General features: G+C 69.4%; 20 protein-coding genes. 15 read left to right on the top strand and 5 right to left on the bottom strand.

Annotated elements, in window-relative coordinates; all coding sequences use genetic code 11:
• Positions 1–7: 7 nt before the first annotated feature.
• From SANBI_RS06050 to SANBI_RS06065, 4 genes are all read left to right on the top strand, one after another.
• Positions 8–829 (top strand): AzlC family ABC transporter permease, encoded by an 822-nt coding sequence (locus SANBI_RS06050; protein ID WP_319159914.1) that lies wholly within the window; start codon positions 8–10, stop codon positions 827–829.
• Positions 822–1157 (top strand): branched-chain amino acid transporter permease, encoded by a 336-nt coding sequence (locus SANBI_RS06055; protein WP_319159916.1) that lies wholly within the window; start codon positions 822–824, stop codon positions 1155–1157. The genes SANBI_RS06050 and SANBI_RS06055 overlap by 8 nt, the downstream gene beginning before the upstream one ends.
• A gap of 217 nt (positions 1158–1374) precedes the next feature.
• On the top strand, positions 1375–2121 hold the full coding sequence (locus SANBI_RS06060) for a hypothetical protein (protein WP_319159918.1): 747 nt from the start codon (positions 1375–1377) through the stop codon (positions 2119–2121).
• Positions 2122–2153: 32 nt separating this feature from the next.
• On the top strand, positions 2154–3701 hold the full coding sequence (locus tag SANBI_RS06065; protein WP_319159921.1) for a hypothetical protein: 1548 nt from the start codon (positions 2154–2156) through the stop codon (positions 3699–3701).
• A gap of 79 nt (positions 3702–3780) precedes the next feature.
• On the opposite strand, the gene SANBI_RS06070 is transcribed toward SANBI_RS06065, so the two are convergent.
• Complete coding sequence (locus tag SANBI_RS06070; RefSeq protein WP_319159923.1) at positions 3781–4794, bottom strand: NADPH:quinone reductase; 1014 nt, start codon at positions 4792–4794, stop codon at positions 3781–3783.
• A 126-nt stretch (positions 4795–4920) separates the two neighbouring features.
• Between SANBI_RS06070 and SANBI_RS06075 the strand changes: the two genes are divergently transcribed.
• The 5 genes from SANBI_RS06075 to SANBI_RS06095 all read left to right on the top strand — a co-directional run bounded on the left by SANBI_RS06075 (position 4921) and on the right by SANBI_RS06095 (position 9279).
• The gene (locus SANBI_RS06075; protein WP_319159925.1) at positions 4921–5601 is read left to right on the top strand and encodes a nucleoside/nucleotide kinase family protein; all 681 of its coding nucleotides are present in this window, start codon (positions 4921–4923) and stop codon (positions 5599–5601) included.
• A 122-nt stretch (positions 5602–5723) separates the two neighbouring features.
• Complete coding sequence (locus SANBI_RS06080; RefSeq protein ID WP_319159928.1) at positions 5724–6551, top strand: hypothetical protein; 828 nt, start codon at positions 5724–5726, stop codon at positions 6549–6551.
• Positions 6552–6657: 106 nt separating this feature from the next.
• Positions 6658–7209 carry an RNA polymerase sigma factor gene (locus tag SANBI_RS06085; RefSeq protein WP_056131375.1) on the top strand — a complete coding sequence of 184 codons (552 nt, stop codon included), beginning with the start codon at positions 6658–6660 and terminating at the stop codon, positions 7207–7209.
• Positions 7210–7221: 12 nt separating this feature from the next.
• The gene (locus SANBI_RS06090; RefSeq protein WP_319159931.1) at positions 7222–8175 is read left to right on the top strand and encodes a CU044_5270 family protein; all 954 of its coding nucleotides are present in this window, start codon (positions 7222–7224) and stop codon (positions 8173–8175) included.
• Between the two features lie 18 nt (positions 8176–8193).
• Complete coding sequence (locus tag SANBI_RS06095; RefSeq protein WP_319159933.1) at positions 8194–9279, top strand: M20/M25/M40 family metallo-hydrolase; 1086 nt, start codon at positions 8194–8196, stop codon at positions 9277–9279.
• Positions 9280–9432: 153 nt separating this feature from the next.
• Here SANBI_RS06095 and SANBI_RS06100 read toward each other — a convergent pair whose 3' ends face one another.
• Positions 9433–10044 carry a TetR/AcrR family transcriptional regulator gene (locus SANBI_RS06100; RefSeq protein WP_319159935.1) on the bottom strand — a complete coding sequence of 204 codons (612 nt, stop codon included), beginning with the start codon at positions 10042–10044 and terminating at the stop codon, positions 9433–9435.
• A gap of 144 nt (positions 10045–10188) precedes the next feature.
• Here SANBI_RS06100 and SANBI_RS06105 point away from each other — a divergent pair, with 144 nt between their 5' ends.
• From SANBI_RS06105 to SANBI_RS06115, 3 genes are all read left to right on the top strand, one after another.
• The gene (locus tag SANBI_RS06105) at positions 10189–10800 is read left to right on the top strand and encodes a GNAT family N-acetyltransferase (RefSeq protein WP_319159938.1); all 612 of its coding nucleotides are present in this window, start codon (positions 10189–10191) and stop codon (positions 10798–10800) included.
• Positions 10801–10928: 128 nt separating this feature from the next.
• Positions 10929–11312 carry an MmcQ/YjbR family DNA-binding protein gene (locus SANBI_RS06110; protein ID WP_319159941.1) on the top strand — a complete coding sequence of 128 codons (384 nt, stop codon included), beginning with the start codon at positions 10929–10931 and terminating at the stop codon, positions 11310–11312.
• Positions 11309–11692 carry an MmcQ/YjbR family DNA-binding protein gene (locus SANBI_RS06115; RefSeq protein WP_319159944.1) on the top strand — a complete coding sequence of 128 codons (384 nt, stop codon included), beginning with the start codon at positions 11309–11311 and terminating at the stop codon, positions 11690–11692. The genes SANBI_RS06110 and SANBI_RS06115 overlap by 4 nt, the downstream gene beginning before the upstream one ends.
• Before the next feature lie 55 nt (positions 11693–11747).
• Here the strand turns inward: SANBI_RS06115 and SANBI_RS06120 are convergent, their stop codons facing one another.
• From SANBI_RS06120 to SANBI_RS06130, 3 genes are all read right to left on the bottom strand, one after another.
• Positions 11748–12401: a CatA-like O-acetyltransferase gene (locus tag SANBI_RS06120; RefSeq protein WP_319159947.1), complete on the bottom strand. Its 654-nt coding sequence runs from the start codon at positions 12399–12401 to the stop codon at positions 11748–11750.
• Between the two features lie 169 nt (positions 12402–12570).
• Complete coding sequence (locus SANBI_RS06125) at positions 12571–13578, bottom strand: LLM class flavin-dependent oxidoreductase (RefSeq protein ID WP_319159949.1); 1008 nt, start codon at positions 13576–13578, stop codon at positions 12571–12573.
• Positions 13579–13633: 55 nt separating this feature from the next.
• Entirely contained in the window at positions 13634–14632 is a 999-nt protein-coding gene (locus tag SANBI_RS06130; protein WP_319159951.1) for a DMT family transporter, read from the bottom strand.
• 159 nt (positions 14633–14791) lie between these two features.
• Between SANBI_RS06130 and SANBI_RS06135 the strand changes: the two genes are divergently transcribed.
• The 3 genes from SANBI_RS06135 to SANBI_RS06145 are packed head-to-tail and all read left to right on the top strand — an operon-like array spanning position 14792 to position 18211.
• On the top strand, positions 14792–15670 hold the full coding sequence (locus SANBI_RS06135) for an LLM class F420-dependent oxidoreductase (RefSeq protein ID WP_319159952.1): 879 nt from the start codon (positions 14792–14794) through the stop codon (positions 15668–15670).
• Between the two features lie 18 nt (positions 15671–15688).
• The gene (locus tag SANBI_RS06140) at positions 15689–17734 is read left to right on the top strand and encodes an AAA family ATPase (RefSeq protein ID WP_319159955.1); all 2046 of its coding nucleotides are present in this window, start codon (positions 15689–15691) and stop codon (positions 17732–17734) included.
• Between the two features lie 57 nt (positions 17735–17791).
• Positions 17792–18211, top strand: a complete 420-nt coding sequence (locus SANBI_RS06145) for a YchJ family protein (protein ID WP_319159958.1) — start codon at positions 17792–17794, stop codon at positions 18209–18211.
• Positions 18212–18258: the final 47 nt, after the last annotated feature.

An 18258-nucleotide genomic window follows, 5' to 3' on the forward strand; every position in this document is an offset into this window, starting at 1 on the left:
GCGCCTCGTGCGCCTCGTGTGGCTCGTCCTGCTCGGGGCCCGGACACCTGCCGTCCTCCAGTCAGCCCGCGGCTACCGTGGTGCGGTGCCCGCGAACCCCGACGAGCTCTCACCCGAGCCTGACACCACTCCCGTCCCCGCGAACGCTCTCGCGGCAGCGCTCAAGGACACGATCTCGGTCGGTGTCGCCATGGTCCCGCTCGGGGTCGCCTTCGGGCTCCTCGTCATCGAGTCCGGGCTCTCCTGGTGGTGGGCACCCCTCTTCTCGACCTTCATCTACGCAGGGTCGCTCGAGTTCCTCGCGATCGGGCTCGTCGTCGCCGCGACATCGCTCGCGAGCATCGCCCTGTCGACGGTCCTCGTGAACTTCCGGCACGTCTTCTACGCCCTGTCCTTCCCGCTGCACGCCGTCCGCGGCCCCCTCGCGAAGACGTACAGCATGTACGCCCTCACCGACGAGGCCTACGCCCTCGCCCACCACATCCCCGCAGCCGAGCGGACGACCGCCAGGATCGTGTGGATGCAGGTGCTCTGCCAGACCTACTGGGTGTCGGGCGGAGTCGCCGGGGCGCTCCTCGGCCGGGCGCTGCCGCAGGTCCCGCAGGGCATGTGGTTCGCCCTCACCGCGCTGTTCACGGTCCTCGCCCTCGACGCCTTCCGCCAGAATCGCGACCTCACCTCGCCGATGCTCGCGATCGGCTCCGCCCTCGTGGCACTGCTCGTCGCCCGCGACGAGATGCTCGTGGTGGGCATGCTGCTCTTCCTCGCGGCCCTGACCGTGAGGTTCGCGCTCCGGCGCGCTCGCGGAGAGCGGGTGGCCCGTGCCTGACGACGGCTACGTCCTGGCGGCCCTCGCGACCATCCTCGTGGTGACCTTCGGGCTGCGCGCCCTGCCGTTCCTGGTGATCGGGCCGCTGCGCGAGTCGGCCTTCGTGCAGTTCCTCGGCCGGTACATGCCCGTGGGGATCATGCTCATCCTGGTTGTCTACACGCTCAAGGACGTCTCCCTCGGCGACAGGTGGCACGGTGTGCCCGAGCTCCTCGCCCTCGTCGTCACCGTCGGGCTGCATCTGTGGCGTCGCAACGCGCTGCTGTCGATCCTCGGCGGGACCGCGCTGTACGTCGTGCTCGTCAACACGGTCTACTCGGCTGGCTGAGGTCGTCTCCCACGACGATGGCGCGAGGCGCATCAAGGGGTGTGCCTCTGAATATCGTTCCGTCGCTCAGTACGTCGGGACTAAACGTCGGCTGATCGGAGAGTCGCCCACTGGGTGAGCGATGACGCGGAACCCAATTTGAAATTTCACCCGCAACATCTCGAAGAAAGTCTGGAGGTAGACGATATCATAATCCAAACAATCCTGGGGGCGAAGCGTGAGTCAAGCAGAAGAGACTGAGTTCAAGATCAGCGGTTCTTTTTATGAGACCCAACTCGGTGATGTCGCTCAGGCCACGCAAGCCTGCGTGGCTGAGACCCTAGAGAACCGACGGGAGAGTTTGGGGGCGGTGCACCAAATCGATTCGGACTTCGGGACATGGATTGCCGAGGTCAATGGACCGGTGCGCAGCCAGCTGGAGTCCGCGCGTCGAGAGTTGGCCTTCTCCCAATACTGCGTAGCGAGCGGGTTATACAGGCAGGCCTATGTTGGGCTGCGCCTGTTCCTGGAGTTAACCTTTGCGGCCGTCTATTTTTCGGTCAACGAGTTCGAGCGGAGACGATGGATGTCGGACCGAAGTGATTTTTCGTGGTCCGCTGCACTCAGTAGCGATGGCGGCGTCCTCTCGCGGAGTTTCGTTCAAGAGTTCTTTCCATCGATGGCCGAGGCCGCGCTGACCTATTCGAAAGATGCTGAGGCATCCTACAGGCACTGCTCCCAGTTTGTGCATGGAAAAGACCGGGTTTCAAGGTTGATTCCAGATACGATTGAGTTTAGTGGTGAGGTGCTAGATGATTGGTGTGAGACCGCCCATAAGGCGTCAATTTCCGCTCTCTTTTTGCTATTTGTTCGGTACGGGATCGAGCTAGATGCCCGCGAAAACCAGAACCTCTCGGATGTACTGGTCGGTAATTTCAGCCATCTGAGCGGTATCCGTGAATACGTCGGACTTACGGGGAACTGATGTCACAGGAACTATTCTTCCGAACCGAAGACTTGAAGCTCGAAGAGCTCAAGAAGTACTTCGTTGAAACGGCGAAAGACCGGGCCATAGTAGATAAGTTGAAGGGCCGCTCTCCGATTGTATTGAGGGGTAGCAGAGGCGTTGGCAAGTCCTTCTTGCTTAGAGTTGCAGAATCCGAGATGAAAGCCAGTTTTACTGCAGACCGAATATTGCCAGTTTACGTGACTTTTGCGCGCGCAGGGCTTATCCGCCAAACCCCGGAGGGTTTTCTTCCCTGGATGGTTTCAAAGATTGCAACGAGTGTCACTCGAGCGCTTACTTCATACGGGCTCGTTGCGAGCGGTAATTCTTCTCTGGTTCGCCTGGTCTCGGGCGAGTCCGGGAGCGGCGCTGGAGATGTTGAGGCGGCTTACGAAGAGTTTTGGCAGGGGGGCGGACAAGTGACCGGGGCTGCTGGTGTTCCCGATCCCGAGGCCCTTCGCCATGCGATAGAAGATCTCTGTGAAGAGCAGGGTTTGTCGAGGATCGCATTGCTGGTGGATGAGGCCGCTCACGTTTTCATCCCGGAGCAGCAGCGGCAGTTCTTTACTCTGATGCGAGACTTGCGAAGCCCTTACTTGTCAGTCAAGGCTTCGGTTTATCCCGGGGCAACGGCTTATGGTGAGTCTTTTCAGCCAAGCCACGACGCTACAATTTTGGATGTCGAGCGTCTTGTAGGAGATGATAGCTACGCGCCATCGATGCGTGATATTGTGCTGAAACAAGACCCGAGTTTGCGGCGCGAAATCGAGCATCGCGGCGACATTTTCGACACCCTGTCTTTCGCCGCGACGGGCAATCCTCGAATCCTCTTGAAGACTCTATCGAGGAGTTTGCCGATAAATGCCACGCGCGTTCAGGCTAGCATTCGGGAGTACTACCGTGAGGAGATCTGGTCAGAGCACTCGGCATTAGCGGACCGTTATCCGGGTCATCGCCAACTGATCGACTGGGGGAGGACGTTCTTGGAGTCTGAGGTGCTTCCGGCTCTCCACGCAAGAAACCAACGGGATAACGAGACGTCGTCGGCGATTTGGATCCATCGTGATGCGCCACAAGCCGTGCGAGAAGCTCTACGGTTGCTCTGCTACAGCGGAATCCTTCAGGAAGGTGTTTCCGGCATTCGGGCGACGCGCAGTGAGGTTGGCACGCGGTATATGGTCAATTTCGGATGCGGCTTCGCTCAAGATTCAGATCCGTTGTCGTATGGTAGTAGAATCCGCAGATCTTTCAGTATAAAGCGCATGCAAGAGTTCGGGGCGAATCATTCTGCATACCGAGCGATTCAAGATGTCCCACTCGAACAATTGAATCGCGATGGAAATGCGGCATTGGAAGCGAGGCTGGATGCTTCTGCCCAGATTCTCGACCTCACGTACTTTCAGAAGCAAAAGCTTCAAGAGTTGAATCTCGACACCATTGGTCAGGTGCTTGGCGCATCAGAAGCAAAGTTCAAGACGCTTCATTATGTCGGTGACGTTCGCGCCAGGCAGATCCGGAATGCCGCCATAATTGCGGTGATCGAATATCTCTCCGGATGACGTTTCGGTAGTTTTTGACCGGCTGGATACCGGCCCGGCCTCGCAATAGGGAGGCCGGGCAGGGCTGCTACGCGAGTGCCTAGTCGCTTACCCGGATAAGGACCTTCCCGGTCACGCCGGACTCGACCGCGTCGTGCGCCGCGGCGGTCTCCTCGAGCGGGAACCACGTGATCGGCAGGCCTGCGGCCTCACCGACCGGCAGTGCGCCGTCGCGCAGCGCGTCCGTGACGTCCTGCGCAGCGGCGTGCAGCGCCTCGTCGCCGACCGTGTACAGGAGCAGCCCCTGCCACCGCGCGTTCTTGATGAAGCTCGGGACGATCGGGACGCTGAAGTCGTCGCCGTTGTTGTTGGCGTAGTAGCCGATGCTGCCGTGGTTGGCGAGCACCTCCACGTCGAGGGCCGCGTTCTGCGCCGGGGCCACCTCGACGACGTGGTCGACGCCCTCCGGCGCGATCTCACGGATGCGGTCGGCGAGAGCGTCGTCGGGGTACTGGACCACGTGGTGCGCGCCCGCGGCGCGGGCGAGCTCGGCCTTCGCGTCGCTGCTGACCGTGGTGATGACCGTCGCCCCGGCCCACACGCCGAGCTGGATCGCGGCATGCCCGACGGCGCCGGCGCCACCCTGGACGAGGACCACACGCCCCTCGAGCGCGCCGGGTGCGAGGCGGGCGGGACCGTGCTCGTGGACCGTCAGCGCGCGGTGGGCCGTCATCGCCGGCACCCCCATGCTGGCCGCGACGTCGAGGTCGATCCCGTCGGGCAGCCTGACGGCCCGGTCGACGGGCAGGACCGTGAATTCCTGAGCCGTCCCGGTCGGACGACGGTGAGCTGCGAGGTAGAGCCACACGCGGTCCCCCACGGAGAGCTCGGTGACACCGTCGCCGACAGCGTCGACCACCCCTGCGCCGTCCTGGTTCGGGACGACCTCGGGGAAGGCGAGGTCGCCGTCGGTGCGCGCCTTCCAGTCGGTCGGGTTCACGCCGGAGACGACCACCCGCACGCGCACCTCCCCGGGGCCGGGGCTGGCGACCTCACGGTCGACGAGGCCGAGGACGGACGAGGGACCTGTGCTGGAGTACACGATTGCCTTCATGAGGGCGACAAGGGTGAGAGGTCGTCCGGTATTCCCCGGGGGCCTCTCGACGACGGTGCCGTGGTCGTCCGCACGGCAGGTGGACGCGCCGCCTCGCCGCCGGTCGTCGTTCGTAGAGTCGTGCGCATGCACGTCCCAGACCACCGATCGCCCGTCGTGTCCGCCCTGCTCGACGAGATCGAGCTCGTGCGCCCCGGCGAGCGTGTGCTGGTGGCCCTCGACGGCGTCGACGGGGTCGGCAAGACACACCTGGCCCACGAGCTCGCCGGGCTGTCGGCAGCGCGCCACGAGCGCCCCCTGGTGCGCGTCAGCATCGACGGCTTCCACAGACCACGAGCAGAGCGCCGGGCTGCGGGTCTCGGAGCCGAGGGGTTCTACCGCGGGTCGTACCGCTACGAGGCCTTCAGGTCTGCCGTCGTCGACCCCCTGCGCGCCGGGCAGCCTGTGGTCCCGGCCGTCTGGGACGTGGATCTCGACGAGCCTGTCACCGTCCCGGCGTTCGAGGTCCCGCCTGCCGGGATCCTCCTGGTCGACGGGATCTTCTTGCAGCGGCCCGAGCTCGCCGACGTCTGGGACGCCGTGGTCTGGGTGGACGCACCGCTGGCTGTCACCGTCCCGCGGGGCAACGCGCGGCTGCAGGGCTCCCACGACCCAGACCCCGAGGCCGCGTCGAACCGGCGGTACGTCGGCGGTCAGCGCCTGTACCTCGCCGAGGCTGACCCGCGCCGGAGGGCCACCTGGGTCTTCGACAACACCGACCTGGCACGCCCGCACCTGACCAGAGGAGCCGGGCGCTCCGGCTCGTAGCCCGCGTGGTCGGCAGGGGCCTCGACGCGTGTCCTCGCAGCGTGTGCGGTCGTGCGGGGCTCAGGTCCCCGGGGAGAGGTCACCATCGTGCCCGCAGCCCGGGGCGGGTAGCGTCCAGCAGCATGACGTCTTCGAGTGCCGCCTACGGACAGCCCGCCCAGGTCCCCGGTCCCCCCGCACCGCCCGCCGGGCCTCGCCGAGGCAGTGCGCTGCCCTGGGTCCTGGTCGCCGTCCTGGCCGTCGTCGCCGTGGTCCTCGGGGTGCTGCTGGGTGTCAGGTCCGTCGGCGCCGGGGACTCTGAGCAGCAGGGATTCGCGACGCCTGAGGAAGCCGTCGAGACCTCGACCGAGCGGATCGCCGAGGGAGACGCAGCCGGTGCTCTCGCCGCGTGGGCCACCGATGCCCAGGCTGAGAACCTCGACCTCGTCGGCACGCTCGAGAGGCTGCGCGCCTTCACGCCCGCCGACACCTCGTCGCTCCCGTCCGACGACGAGCTCTTCGTCGAGCTCGCGAAGACCACCCGCGCCGGCGCCGCCGCCGAGCAGTACCGCCGCATGACCATCAGCCTCCTGCTGCCGGACGTCGACCTCAACTCCACGACCCCGCTCGAGAAGGGTGACGTCTCAGCCCAGGACATCGTCGACGGACTCGACTCCGCTCGTCTCGCAGGTCTGACCACGCAACGCATCGACCAGGTGAAGGGCCCCGGAAAGCTCGACGAGAACCTCGCCGAGGCAGCCAAGCTCGTCGGGGCCGACGAGCGCCGTGAGTACGTCGTCCTCTACGAGCTGGACGGCGAGACGTACCTCGGTGGCGTCGGGGTCCTGCGCTACGGGGACGACTGGCAGATCGACAGCCTGCAGTCGTCTTTCGCGGGCACGGCCTACGGTGCGCTCGAGGCGATCACGTCGGAGGAGTACGACGACCTCGTGGCGGACTTCTCGAGCTGATCGTCCTGACCTGGGTCTCGGCAGGGAGTGGCGAGACCCGGGCGCAGGACCGCAGCGAGCTGGACGTCGGGTGTCACGCTTCTGACGCTCGCTGCATAGACCAGACATGAAGACCAACGAGTCGACCGACGACGAGCTGCTGGCCCGATCGGTCCTGCACCCGCAGGCCCTCGGCCTGCTCTACGAGCGCCACGCCGTCGCGGTGTCTCGTTTTATCGCCCGGCGCGCCGGGCATGCCGCTGCCGAAGACCTCGTCGGAGACGTCTTCGTGGCCGCCCTCGAGGCCCGCGTGCGCTACAAGCCGCACGACAGCGGGTCTGCGCTGCCCTGGTTGTACGGGATCAGCGGCAACGTGGTGCGCTCCTACCTCCGGCGGCAGCGTCCCAGCGCTGTCGTCGACGCCGACGTCGGCGTCGACTGGCACGCCGTCGACGACCGCGTCGACGCACGCTCCGCCCGGGACCAGCTCCGGCTGGCCCTGGCATCGCTGAGCCCCGCCGAGCGCGAGGCCTTCTTGCTGGTCGCCTGGGAAGGGCTCAGCGCCGCTGAGGCGGCCCGCACCCTCGGCGTGGACCCGACCGTGGTCCGGACCCGGCTCACCCGGGCGCGCCAGCGTGCCCGGACCGTCCTGAGCACCACTCCCATCTCTGCTGTCTGACGGAGGACCATCATGAATCTCGACACCTTGGCCAAGACCGCTGGCGACGTCGCAGACCCCACCACCGAGTCCCTCCTCGCCGGACGCCGCCAGCTCGACCAGGCGATCGCCGGGGCGGGCGCACGTGTCGCCGCCGTGCGACGCAACCGCCGCCCCCGCAGATGGGGAGCAAGCATCCTGGCCGGTGCAGCGGCGGTGACCGCCGCGCTGATCGCCGTGCCCCTCGTCGTCGCCACCCCGGCGTCGGCCGAGTCCGTGCTTCTCGCCGCTGCGGAAGGAGCCGGCGAGCAGGTCGACGAGGCAGCCGGTGCTGAGTACTGGCACGTGGTCTCCGAGGTCGAGTACCCCGAGACCGGGGAGTTCCCGCGGGAGGTCTGGCTGGGTCGGACGGCCGACAGCATCATCATCGACGGGATTCCGGTGACCGACGACGGTGCTCCTGGCGAGCAGGTCAGGACGATCCAACCGGAGTCGTTCGGCGGCCCTGCAGTGTTCATCTCGAACCAGCAGATCACCTGGGACGAGCTCGAGGCCCTCCCGACCGACGCGGGCGAGCTCGGCTCGTACCTGAGGCAGGTGGCCCAGACGAGCGGGGGAGACGTGGACGACGTGCTGTGGGAGAGCATCGGCGAGCTCCTGCTCGAGAGTCCTGCCTCCCCGTCGCTGAGACGTGCTGCCTGGAACGTCGCAGCCTCGATCCCCGACGTCGAGCTGCTGGGCGACATGACAGACGCTGCTGGGCGACCGGGCGTGGCTGTCGAGCGAGACCAGCTCGAGGACAACTGGTACCGAGAGCTGTACATCCTCGACCCGAGCGACGGGACTCTCCTCGAGGCGCAGAGCATCGACGCCGACGGGACGGTCGTCTGGCGCACCACCCTCATCGAGCAGGGGCCAGCCGACACCGCGCCCGAGGCACAGCCGCCCTTCTGCGGTCCAGACTCCGTGTCCGGCGAGAGCTGCTGACACCACTACGGTGATCCGATGACTCTCGCCGTCTCGCTCGACACGATCCTCGACGACCTCCGCACCCTCGTGGAGGTCGAGTCACCCTCGGGGGACGTCGAGTCTCTGACCATCTCGGCGCGCGTCGTCGCCGACCTCCTGGAGCGGCGCCTCGGCGGCCGGGCCGTCCTCGTCGACGGCCCGGCCGGCCCGCACGTCCACTGGTCTGGCGGCGGAGAACCGAGGGTCCTCGTGCTGGGGCACCACGACACCGTCTTCCCGCTCGGGACCCTCGCCCGCCGCCCCTTCACCGTGGCGGACGGGAAGATCACCGGCCCGGGGGTCTTCGACATGCTCGGCGGGCTCGTGCAGGCGGTCCACGCTGTGGCCCTGCTCGACGACAGGTCCGGAGTGGAGATCTTGGTGACCGCCGACGAGGAGAACGGCAGCCTCACGTCCAGGGCGCTGCTCGAAGACCGGGCCCAGGCCTGCGGGACTGTCCTCGTGCTGGAGGGTGCCGGGGACGGCGGCGACCTCAAGGTCGGGCGCAAGGGCTGCGGCACCTTCGAGGTCACGGTCACCGGGCGGGCGTCGCACGCCGGCCTCGAACCCGAAGCAGGTGTCAACGCGCTCGTCGAGGCCGCGCACCAGGTGCTGGAGATCGCGGCGCTGAACCGCCCCGAGGCCGGGACCACCGTGACACCGACGGTCCTGCGCTCGGGAGGTCAGAGCAACGTCGTACCCGACGCGGCGACGATCGTCGTCGACGTCCGGGTCGAGACTGCGGACGAGACAGCACGCGTCGAGGCGGCCTTCGCCTCGCTCACCCCGCGCGACCCGCAGGCTGTGCTCGCCGTCACGGGCTCTGTCGCCCGCCCGCCCATGACCCCCGAGACGTCGACAGACCTCTTCGCGCTCGCGGCCTCGCTCGAGCCCGGGATCCGCGGGGTCTCGGTCGGCGGTGGCAGCGACGGCAACTTCACGGCCGCTCTCGGCATCCCGACGCTCGACGGGCTCGGTGCTGTCGGGGGCGGGGCGCACGCTGACACCGAGCACGTGCTGGTCGACACCGTGGTCGGACGCGTCCACCTCGTGGCCGGGCTCCTGCGCGCTGTCACCGCCTGACCAGCCTGACCGGCAGGCAGCGGTCGACGCGCGTCTTCAGCGGTCCGCGGCCGCGGCAGGCCACGGACTGACGCGGGTCACGTCGAGGAGCTAGTCCGGCGATGGACGGTCCCTGTGGGGACGTGAGCGATCACGGCACGCGGGCTCGTGTCGTCAGCGCTGCGCGAGGGCGTCGAGGGCCTGGGTCGCGACCGCGACAGCGCTCTCGGCCCGTGCGTCGTCGCGGTCGGCGAGCCAGGTGCTCGTCACCCCGGCGCCGAGGGCGACGAGGAAGGACGCGACGTGGTCGAGGGGCGCCGACCAGGTCAGCCCGTGCTCGGCCGACCAGGCCTCGAGGCCCGCCTGGGCGCGGGTGCGGTACTGCTCCTGCTCCCACACGGCGAGGGCGGGGCCGGCGGGGGTCCGGGCGATGGTGAGGGAGAGCTCGGCCATCGCGAGGTAGTAGTCCGGGTCGGCGCGCACCAGCGCGAGCTGCGCCTCGAGCGCAGCTGCGACGCCGCGGCGGACGTCGGGGAAGGTGGAGAGCGCGCTGCCGGTGCGGTCGGTCGACCGCGCGATCTCGCGCTCGAAGAGCGCCGTGACGAGGTCGTCCTTCGACCTGAAGCAGTAGTGGAAGATGCCCTGGGGCACACCGGCCTCTTCGGCGATCGCTCGGGTGGTCGCGGCCGCGACCCCGCCCCGGCTCATCACGAGGATCGCGGCGTCCATCAGGTCGTCGCGTCGCTCCTGCGCGGACCGGCGTCGTGACGTCTTCTCTGCTGCCATGCAGGTCATTCTCCCGTCGTGTCGCGGTGGGCGTCTCACGTGCCCGCCCTGGGTCGTGAAGACACCGTGTCGATGAGACTTGGTCGCTTGACTTGGTCGCGTGACCAAGTTTAGGTAGAGCCACCCCTCGACGCAAGGAGCACCATGCCCACGATCACCCCGGCGTCCCCCGCCGACGTCCCCGCAGCCGCCGCAGTCCTCGCCGAGGCCTTCGCCGGCGACGCCGTCCTGGCTGCCGTGACAGGACGGCCGTTACCCACGGCGGACCTCCTCGTCCGGCTCTTCGCCCCCGTGCTCCGCAGCGGTGCGCTACCGCTCGGAGGCGTCGACCTGGCCCGCCGGGATGACGGCGAGATCGTCGGCGTGGCGGTCTGGGAGCCTCCGGGCACTCGCTCTCACCTGCTGAGCCAGGTGCTCGAGCTCCCGGCCTTCGTCGCCGCGCTCGGGCTGCGCGGGCTCCGGCACGCCGTCCGCGTCCAGAGCCGGATGGCCGCGCACCGCCCGGCTGCGCAGCACTGGTATCTCGCGCAGATCGGCGCGGCCACCTCCGCGCGGGGGACCGGGATCGGTTCTGCGCTGCTCGGCTCACGCCTGGCGCGGATCGACGCCGAGGGGTCGCCCGCCTACCTCGAGTCGTCGAACGAGCGGAACCGTCGGCTGTACGCACGGGAGGGCTTCCAGGAGGTCGCACCGATCGACGGGATCCCCGGTGCTCGTCCGATGTCGATGTGGAGGCCGGCTGCTGTCGGGGTGTAGCCCCGAGGGATCGCAGGCAGGACGCAGCGGCTCTCCGTCCCTCTCGCGACCCACGGTCCGCGGTGTCTGAGGCTGTGCGTACCGTGGGGCAGGTCCGGGAGCGGAGAGCAGCTGGAGAGGTGAGGTCTGTGCACGGGACGATGTTGCAGGAGCGCGCCGCCGAGCGGGCGCAGGAGCTGCCCGGGGCGGGGCTCACCCATCCCTTCGGTGAGGACTGGGACGTGTACAAGGTGCGCGGCAAGGTGTTCATGCTGGCGACCGCCGTGACGCAGGAGCCCATCGTCGTCCTCAAGGCCGCGCCCGCTGATGCCCGTAGCCTCCGGGAGGCACACGAGGACGTCAGCCCGGGCTATCACATGAACAAGAAGCACTGGATCACCCTGCACCCCGGCGGTGACCTCGACGAAGAGCTCGTGGACGACCTCGTCACGGAGTCGTACCTGCTGGTCGTCGAGGGGCTGCCCCGCAGGCTCCGACCTGTCGACCCGACGACCTTCGGCTCGGGCTCGTGAGCCTGGGAGGGCCCGAGCTCGAGGCCGTCGCGAACCGGGTGGCGCGTGCGCTCGACGGGGTCACCGAGGGGTACCCGTTCACGGACAGCCTGCTGGTGCACAAGGTCCGCGGCAGGGTGTTCGCCGTCGTCACCGAGAACCCCGACGACCCGCTCGTGACGGTCAAGGTCGACCCTGAGGACGCCGGCGCCCTCGTGCGTCAGTACGAGAGCGTCGGCCGGGCCCGGTACTTCGACAAGCGGCACTGGGTGTCGGTCGCCCCGGGGCCCGGTGTCACGGCCAGCCTGGTCGAGGAGCTCGTCCGCGACTCCTACGACACCGTGGCGGACCGGCTCCCGCGCCGCGAGAGGGACACGCTGGACCGGTCGCGGGGGCGCTGACTGGCGCCGTGCGTCGACGGCGCCGGGCTCGCAGAGCGGGCCCGGCAGCAGCAGGTCAGTCGACCCAGGCGGGGTCGTCGAGCAGCTCCTGGACTGTCCCGAGCAGACGCGACGCGTGGAACCCGTCTGCAGCAGCGTGGTGGACCTGGAGCGCGACCGGGAGCAGGACCTTGCCCCCCCGCTCGACGTAGCGACCGAGGGTGATGATCGGCGCGAGGTGGTCGAAGCCCTGCTGGACCGCGAGCGTGAACCCCGTGAAGGACGTCCACGGGAGGCTCGACACGTCGAAGGAATTCTGCGGCGCCGGCCCCTGCGGGAACATCTCGTTCGCCGTACGGTGCTCCGCGAGCAGTGCTGCTGCGGTGTCGTGGAAGGTCGCGAAGCTCGTGTCGTACGGTGCCCAGATGCTCGCGAAGGTCTCGAGCTCCGGGTTGAAGACCGTGAACGAGGGATGGACCACGGGCCACGTCGCCGGGGTGCCGTCCGAGTTCAGGTACATGCGGAAGGCGTCGTGCTGGTTCACGGCGGTCGCGAGGACCCACACCTGGGCGACGTAGCTCTTCCGGGCCGACGCCCGCAGCGTCTCGACGAAGACCGTCGCGTCGAGCTCGACCGTGATCGCGTAGGTGCACGGGACGACGGACCTGTAGTGCTCGAAGTGCTGTCGCCGGGGCCAGGTGGAGAGGTTGATCGGGATGGCAGACGTCATCGCGCCATCCTGGCAGCCAGCCACGGTCACGACGAGCCCTTTTCATGACCAGAGGCCCTGCTCCGGCAGGGGGAGCAGGGCCTCAAGGGGGAGAGTGCGCAGAGCCTGTCGCTCCGAGGCGGCTCCATCGGAGCAGGGCGCACCGCTCAGCGGTGACGGGACAGCTGCGTCAGGCAGGCACCGTGGCGTACGCCTCGGCGAGGAGCTCGACCGAGCGCAGCCGTGCCGGGGTGGCGAGCGAGGCGTGCGCGACGATCAGCTCGTCGGCGCCGACGCTCTCACCGAACCGGGCTACGTAGTCGGCGACCTCGGCCCCGGTGCCGACACCCGTGTAGGTCATCATGCTCGCGACCTGCGCACCGGCCGGGGAGTCGAGCAGCATGTCGAGCTCGTCGTCGCTGAAGGTCTGGGTCACCGGGATCTGCCGGCTCTGCCGCAGCATCATGAGCAGCCGCGACCGGCGGGCGAGCGTCAGCTGCTCGAGCGCGTCGTCGTGGTCGTCCGCGGCGATCGCGTTGAGCCCGGCGATCACGTAGGGCTGCTGCAGCTGCTCCGAGGGGCGGAACTCGCTGCGGTACGCGGCGACCGCTGCGTGGAGCGCGTCGGGGGCGAAGTGCGAGGCGAAGGCGTACGGCAGGCCGAGCGCGGCGGCGAGGTGCGCACCGAAGAGCGACGACCCGAGGATGTACAGCGGCACGTGGGAGCCGGCACCCGGGGTCGCGCTGACCCCGGGGACGCGCGAGTCACCGGACAGGAAGGCCTGGAGCTCGACGACGTCCTGCGGGAACTGGTCCGAGGCTGCAGGGTCGCGGCGCAGGGCCCGGAAGGTCGCCTGGTCGCCGCCCGGAGCGCGCCCGAGACCGAGGTCGATCCGTCCGGGGTGCAGCGCCTCGAGGGTCCCGAACTGCTCGGCGATGGTCAGCGGCGAGTGGTTGGGCAGCATGACGCCGCCCGCGCCGAGGCGGATCGTCGAGGTCTGGCTCGCCACGTGGGCGATGAGGACCGACGTGGCGCTCGAGGCGATCGACGCCATGTTGTGGTGCTCGGCGTACCAGACACGCCTGTAGCCGCTCTTCTCGGCCTGCTGGGCGAGCGCGACAGACGCCGCGAAGCTGTCGCGGGCCGTCTCTCCGGGAGCGATCGGGGCAAGGTCGAGGATCGAGAGAGGGAGCGTCATGCTTGCGTCAACAGAGCGAGCGCGGGTCGTGTTCCCGCTGCGCAGGTGCCGAGGGTCACGCCACGCGGTCGTCCGTCCCCGCCGCACGCGACCGTGTCACGGTCAGCGACACCGACGCCGCGATGATGAGCACCGAGACGATGGTCGACCAGCTCGCGCCGACCCCGCCGCCGATGTCGAGCACGAGGGCCATGACCAGCTGCCCACCGACGATCGACAGGGTCAGTGCGAAGGTACCGAGCGTCCGGACGGAGTACGCGGCCGAGACCGTGATGATCGCCCCGAGCGGCCCGCCGAGGTACACCCACCAGTCGGTGCTCAGGGGCGGCAGCGTGACCTCCGACAGCCCGCCGACCACTGCGGCCACGGCGCAGACGAGGGAGATCCCGGCGAGACCGCCGACCACCGAGGCGACCGTCGGCACGAGGGGGTCGCCCGTGCGGGCGGCCACCACGCCGTTGCCGGCGGACTGGACAGACAGCAGCAGACCCCCGACGAAGAGGAACAGACCCGTGCCGATCGCGGCGAGCACGGTCCCGGTGCTCGGACCAGGGCTCGACAGCACCGCGACGACGAGCCCCACCAGCGCTCCGAGCCCGGCGACCGCGCGACGCACCGTCAGTCGGATCGGTGCGTCGAGGCCCACCCCGCGCGAGTCGAGGACCAGCCCGGACACCGTCTGACCGGCGACCGAGCAGACCGAGGCGAGGGCCACCCCGACGACCGGGATGCCCACGGCCATCGACATGACCAGTGGCACGCTGCACAGCCCGACCGCGAACCACCACCACCGCGCACCGCGCAGCGCGCGCACCGCGGGTCCGAGACGCCCGAGCGCCGTGAGCAGCACGACGGCCATGACGAAGGCCCCGACGTAGGCGAACCACGACGACACGAGGGCACCCGCACCGCGGGTCGCGAGCTCGCCGTTGAGCTTTCCCTGCACGGCGATGACGGCGCCGCTCGTGATCGCGACGGCGAGCGCCGTGCCGAAGCGCGCCGTGCGGGCGGGGGGTGCGAGGTCTGCGGGGCCTGAGGCCGGCGACGAGGTCATGGCGCCCATTCTCTGCCTCTCGGCCACCAGGCAGCCCCGTCTGGCGACCTGGGCGATCCCGGGCATCGCTCCCGTGGCGCGCCCCGGCGACCAGGCACATGATGGACTCCGGCACGGCGCGTCCGCCGCCGGGTCACCCTCACGGTCTGGAGAGAGCGCATGCGCCTGGGAGTCCACCTCTGGCGGTTCGACGCCGTCGAGCCCGCCCGTCTCCGCGCCGAGCTCGCCGGGACCGCAGCCGAGGCCGAGACGGCCGGGGTCTCGTGGGTGTCGGTGATGGACCACTACTTCCAGATGGAGAGCGCCGGGTTCCCCGCGAGCGACCCCATGCTGGAGGCCTACACGACGCTCGGCTTCCTCGCCGGGCGCACCGAGCAGGCACAGCTCGGAGCGCTCGTCACGGGCGTCACCTACCGTCAGCCCGGCCTCCTCGCGAAGATCGCGACCACCCTCGACGTGCTCTCGGGTGGCCGGGCGACCCTGGGTCTCGGGGCCGCCTGGTACGAGCGCGAGCACCTGGCGCTCGGGGTCCCGTACCCGCCGCTCGCCGAGAGGTTCGAGCGCCTGGAGGAGACGCTGCAGATCTGCCACCAGATGTGGGACCCAGCAGACGACGGCCCCTTCGACGGCAAGCACTACCAGCTCGCCGAGACGCTCTGCTCGCCCCAGCCCCTCAGCACGCCCCACCCCGAGGTGATGGTCGGCGGCGGGGGAGAGCGCAAGACCCTGCGGCTCGTCGCGCAGTACGCCGACGCCTGCAACCTCTTCGCCACGACCCCGGAGGGCATCGCGCACAAGCTCGACGTCCTCAAGAGGCACTGCGACGACGTCGGCCGCGACGTCTCGCAGATCCGGGTGACCATGATGCACAGCGGCGACGAGCTGCACGCCGGGGACCCGGCAGCCTTCGCCGAGAGCCTGCGCCCCTACGCGGCGCTCGGCGTGGAGACCGTCATCGTGGCCACACCCCCGACGAGCGGACCCGAGTGGGTCCGGAGCAGGGTCGCGCCCGCCGTCGCTATGCTGCAGGACATCTGAACTCGACCGAGGAGTCCCGTGCCTTCCCTGGCCCTTCCTGAGCACCTCGCCGTGCTCCAGTCGACCCGGCCGCACCTCGACGTCATCGGGTCGACCCCGTGGCCTCTCCCCGAGGGCTGGTGGGAGACCGCCCGCGCGCACGTCCAGGCCCTCGTCGACGACGAGCGCGTCGGGCGCCGGGAGACCGCGTGGAACGACTGGCCCGTCGGGACCCCGCACATGGCCATCTACCTGCTCGTCCTCGGGGAGCGCCTCGGCGGGTGGAGCGCCCTGCTGTCCGGCACCGAGCCGACCTTCCCGCAGAAGGTCATCGCCGACCACCTGCCTCCGGTGTCCAGGCTGGGGGAGAGCCCCGTCTACAGGTACTTCCCGTCGGCGACAGACTGGCCGCTCCGCCTCCTCGACCACGCCGGACGAGACCCGGAGGCGCGCCTCGACGCCCTCGAGGCCAGCGTCGACGCCCTCGCCGTCTTCGACGACGTCGAGCCCTTCGCTGCGCGTCGCGACGCGCTCCGCGGCATCTTCGAGCGTGTCATGGACGACCGGGAGCTCCGCAGGCTGCACGCCTTCAGCCCCTACGCCGACCTCGCGCGCCTCTGGCGCCAGGACCTCCTGACCGACGACGAGCGCGCCGTCCTGCCCGAGCTCGGCGGGTGGGCCGACACCTTCTCCTGGTCCGTCGCCGGCTTCACGGTCGTCCACGACCACCTCGCCTCGATGCTCGAGCGCTCGCAGACCTCGGACCAGGTGCTCGCCTCGATCGCCCTCGCCGACGGCCGGACCGCGCTGCCCGCGGCGGCCGCCGTCGCACTGGGCCGCGAGCGGGCCGACGCCGTCAACGCCGACATGGCGGACCGGCAGGCGTCCTTCGACAAGCAGGTCTGGTTGTCGAGCACCCGGGACTGGGTGGCGCGCGGTCTGCTCCGTGGCGAGATCGACGTGTGCCGGACGTGGCTCGCGTCGACCAGCCAGACGGCCGTGTCTCTCGCCGGGTTGCCCGGTGCTCCCGTCGCGTCCGCCTCGCCGAGCCTGGTCGACTTCATCCAGGACGTCGAGGAGACCTACACGGCGCGCAGCAGCCGCGCCCGCAACCCGCTCCTCGAAGACTTCGCGCGCAGGGTCAAGCCTGTGCGCCACCCCGTCCCCGGGCGCCCGATGCGTCTGCGCGACAGCGACGAGACCGAGGACGAGGAGACCGACGACCTGCTGCCGGACGCCGTGGAGATCGGCGACCCGCAGGGCGAGCTCGCCAGGCTCGTCGGCCTCGAACCCGTCAAGGTCCAGGTCCGCCGGCTCGAGGCCGAGGCGCGCGCCGACCAGCTGCGCGCCGAGGCGGGCATGCCCGACTCGGGCCGCTCGCGTCACCTCGTCTTCACGGGGAACCCGGGGACCGCCAAGACCACCGTCGCGCGTCTGCTCGCCCGGACCTACGCCCAGCTCGGGCTGCTCTCGCGAGGCCACCTCGTCGAGGTCAGCCGGATGGACCTCGTGGGCGAGTACATCGGGCAGACCGCCCCCAAGGTCCGCAAGGTGTTCGAGAGGGCGTCGGGCGGTGTGCTGTTCATCGACGAGGCCTACGCCCTCATGCCTGCCGACTCGCACCGCGACTTCGGCGCCGAGGCCGTCGCGACCCTCATCAAGCTCATGGAGGACCGCCGCGACGAGGTGGTCGTCGTGGTCGCCGGCTACCCAGCCGAGATGCACAGGTTCTTGCAGTCGAACCCCGGGGTCGCGTCGAGGTTCCCCAAGACCCTCGTCTTCGACGACTACTCGGACGACGAGCTCCTGACCATCCTGCGCGGGATGGCGGCCGAGCAGGGCTTCGTGCTCGCCGACGGCGTCGAAGACCGCATCAGGGCCCTGCTGCCGCACCCGCGCCCGGCAGGATTTGGCAACGGGCGCTTCGTGCGGAACGTCTTCGAGGAGGCCGCGTCGATCCAGGCCGAGCGCGTGGTCGCCCTCGACGCACCGACCCCGCAGGACATCCGGACGATCACCCCGCAGGACGTGCCCGGCGATCTCCCGGTGGCCCCCGAGCGCCCGCGCCCGGGGATGTATCTCTGAGGCCTGGACCCGCGCAGACCTCTCGTCACCGGGCGCACCTGCGGTGATACTGGTCCCATGAGCCCTGCCCTCGACCTCTCGAGCCCGTGCCCCTGCGGCACCGGGCGCCTCGCCGAGTCCTGCTGCGCGCCCGTCCACTCCGGGGCTGTGCAGGCCCCGACCGCCGAAGCCCTCATGCGGTCCCGGTACACGGCCTTCGTCGTGGGGGACGTCGACCACCTCCTCGCCTCCTGGCACCCGCAGACCCGGCCCGAGACCCTCGACCTCGACCCCGACACGGTGTTCACCCGGCTGCGGGTGCTCGAGACGGTCGACGGCGGCGAGACCGACGAGACCGGGACCGTGGCCTTCCGTGCGCACTCGCGCCACGACGGCGAGCGGAGCACGCAGACCGAGGTCAGCCGGTTCGTCCGCGCCGACGACGGCTCCCGCCGGTGGTTGTACCTCGACGGCGTCGACGGCGCTCCGCAGGGATGAGCGACGGGGCTCCGCAGGGATAAGTTGGGAGGACCCCCTGACCGAGA

The organism is Sanguibacter biliveldensis, assembly GCF_033798665.1.
In the GTDB taxonomy this organism is placed as follows: Bacteria; Actinomycetota; Actinomycetes; order Actinomycetales; family Cellulomonadaceae; genus Sanguibacter; species Sanguibacter inulinus.